This is a genomic window from Streptomyces sp. NPDC005955, from assembly GCF_042871255.1.
GTDB lineage: Bacteria > Actinomycetota > Actinomycetes > Streptomycetales > Streptomycetaceae > Streptomyces.
In genome coordinates this window covers 1-3,383 of sequence record NZ_JBIAIF010000037.1, presented here as the reverse complement: position 1 = coordinate 3,383, position 3,383 = coordinate 1, and the positions used below count along the sequence as shown (strand labels likewise).

Genomic DNA, 3,383 nt, shown 5'->3' with positions numbered 1-3,383 from the left:
TCCACACCCGACAAACCAGCACTCACCAACGCACCACGAATCACCCGCTGCTGCGACGGACCATTCGGCGCCGTCAAACCATTCGACGCACCGTCGGAGTTCACCGCACTCCCACGGAGCACCGCCAAGACATCGTGTCCGTTGCGTTCCGCATCCGATAGCCGCTCCAGGACGAGGATTCCCACGCCCTCGGACCAACCCACGCCGTTCGCGTCGTCACTGAACGCACGGCAGCGACCGTCAGGGGAGAGCCCCCGTTGCCTGGAGAATTCGATGAAGGCATCCGGCGACGCCATGACGGTGACCCCACCCGCCAGCGCGAGGTCGCACTCACCGGACCGCAGGGACTGGGCCGCCAGGTGCAGCGCGACCAACGAAGAGGAACACGCCGTGTCCACCGTGAGGGTGGGTCCCTCGAATCCGAAGACGTAGGAGAGGCGTCCTGAGGCGACGCTGCCCGCTGTCCCGGTGCCGACGTAGCCCTCCACCTCTTCCGGCACGGTTGCGAGCCGGGTGGCGTAGTCGTGATGCATCAGTCCGGTGAAGACACCGGTCCGGCTGCCCCGCAACGACAACGGGTCGATGCCCGCCCTCTCCAACGCTTCCCACGACACCTCCAACAGCAACCGCTGCTGAGGGTCGGTGGCTAGCGCTTCACGGGGGCTCATGTCGAAGAAGTTCGCGTCGAAGTCCCCCGCCCCGTCGAGGAAGCCCCCATGCCTCGTGTAGGTGGTTCCAGGATGATCCGGGTCAGGGTCGAAGAGTGAGGAGAGGTCCCACCCCCGGTCGTCCGGGAACTCGGAAATCACGTCCGTGCCCTCGGAAACCACCCGCCACAGATCCTCGGGCGAGGACACTCCCCCCGGATAGCGACAACCCATCGACACGATCACGATCGGATCGTCCACCACGGTGCGTATCGACGACTCCTCCGGGGAGTCCGGTTCGTCGACGCCGAGCAGCTCCGAACGAAGATGGTCAGCGAGCGCGTTGACGGACGGGTGATCGAACCCGATTGCGGGGGCCAAACGAAGCCCCGTGGCCTGCACCAGTCTCTGACGCAGTTCCACCACGGTCAGTGAATCGAAGCCGAGCTCCCGGAAGGGGAGGTCCTGCTGGCTCGTCTCCGTCGCGGCTCGGCCGAGCACGGCCGCCGCTTCCCGGCTCACCAGGGTCCTCAGGGTTCCGGTCTGTTCGCTCTCCGTCATCGAACGCAGGCGTTGCCCCAGCGAGTCCCCGCCCTCGGTGACGGTGCGGCGCCCAGGCCCGGCCACGAGCCGACTCAGGATCTTGGGTACGCGCTCCCCGTCCGTTCCCCCCATCGTCAGGGCCAGCCGAGCCCCGACCACGGACGGCCGACCGCTACTCAGAGCGTCATCAAACAGGCTCAGGGCATCTGTCGTCGCGAGTGGCACGACGCCCGAGCGGCCAAGGCGTCGCACGCCCTCCTCCGTGAGCCCCGCAGCCAGACCCCCGTGGTCCTTCCAGAGACCCCAGGCTATGGATGTGACGGGCAGGCCGAGCTCGTGCCGGTGGCCGGCGAACGCATCTAGGAAAGCGTTGGCCGCTGCGTAGTTGGCCTGGCCTGCGCCGCCAAGGACGCCTGCGACCGACGAACAGACGAGGAACGCGTCAAGGGCCACGCCCACCGTCAGCTCGTGCAGGTTGACCACCGCATCGACCTTGGGGCGCATGACTGCTTCCAGGCGTTCCGGGGTCTGCGACCGCAATGCGGCATCGGCCACGACACCAGCACAGTGCACGACGGCGGTCAGCGGGTGCGCGGCGGGTATCTCCGCCAACAGGGCGTCCAAGGAACCACGGTCAGCCACGTCGCAGGCGGCCAGGGCGACTTCCGCGCCCAGGGATCCCAGCTCCGCGGCGACCTCGCGCGCGTCGCCGGAGGAGGCACCCTCCCTGCTGACCAACAAGAGCCGCCGAGCGCCGTGTTGCTGGACCAGGTGTCGGGCGAGAACACGGCCGAGGGCTCCGGTTCCTCCGGTCACCAGCACGGTTCCCTCGGGTTTGATCGTGACCACTCGTGCCGGCGAGAGCCCCGGCCTTACGAGCCGGGGAACCAACGCCGAGTTCCCCCTGAGCGCCACCTGGGGTTCGCCGCCCTCCGCTACGGCGGCGAGGAGAGCCGCATCGGCATTCGCCTCCGCGTCGACCAGCTCGAAGACCCCCGGGTACTCCGTCTGCGCGGACCGGACCAAACCCCACACGGCGGCGTGCGCGAGATCCTCGACCTGTTCGCCGGGCACTGCCTGAATGGCCCGCTCGGTCAGGAACACCAACCGTGAGTCCTTGAGTCGGTCTTCGGCCAGCCACGCCTGAATCAGACCAAGGACACGGGTGGTGGCCACCCTCGTGGCCTCGGCGAGCCCGCCGTTGGCCACCCGAGCACAACGGACCGTAACGGCCCGCGGAGGCTGCCGGGTGTCGACGAGGTCGGAGAGCCGGCCCACGGCGTGCTCCACGCTGCCCAGGTCCAGCAGGTCGATCGACGGTTGGGGGGCCAGGGCGACGGGCTCCCAACGGACTTCGTACTGATGCGGGCGGGGGGACCTCGGCCCATTGGTATCCATCGACGCGGCGTCTCGCAGCCTCAAGGACGCGACGGAGGCCACCGGGGCTCCGGTGGAATCAGCAAGCTCGATCGCGACCGCATCGCCACCCTGCCGGGACGCCCGTACGCGCAGTTGCCTGGCACCCGTGGCCAGGAGCGTCACCCCGCTCAAGGCGAAGGGGACGGCGGACTTCGCCGCCATGCCGCCGGCGTGAACCAAGTGCAGAGCGGCGTCCAGAAGTGCCGGGTGAATGCCGAACGAAGACGTGTCCACTTCCTCGGGAAGTTCAACCTCCGCGTAGTGGTCGTCCCCTCGACGCCACACCGACCGTAGGCCCTGGAAGCTGGGACCGTACGTGAATCCGCCCTCGCGCAAGTCCTCGTAGAAGCCCGTCAGGTCAATGGGCATCGCCCCTCGAGGCGGCCATTCCTTCCGCGCGAACTCGGTTCCGACACTATCGGCGCTCGGTGTGAGGGATCCCGTGGCATGCCGTGACCACTGGCCCTGAGGGTCGTCTCCTCTGGCGTACACCACGAAGGGCCGACTTCCACTCACCGAATCCGGAGCCTCGACCACCAACTGCACGTCCGTCGCACCGCTGTCGTCCAGCACTAGGGGCGCGTCCACGATCAGCTCGGCCACGTACGGGCAGTCCACCTCGTCGCCGGCCCGAAGGGCCAGTTCCGCCAATGCCGACGCCGGCATGACAACACGGTCCCCGACGCGGTGTTCGTTAAGCCAGGGATGGGTGTGCGAAGACAACCGCGCAGTGAACAACCACCCACCCGACCCCGCCAACTCCACACCCGCCCC

1 protein-coding gene is annotated in these 3,383 nt (G+C 68.2%); it reads right to left on the bottom strand.

The features are described 5' to 3' along the window. A partial coding sequence (locus ACFYOU_RS33285) for an SDR family NAD(P)-dependent oxidoreductase (RefSeq protein WP_391311048.1) occupies positions 1 to 3,374 on the bottom strand: 3,374 nt, incomplete at its 3' end. Between the last annotated feature and the right edge of the window lie 9 nt (positions 3,375 to 3,383).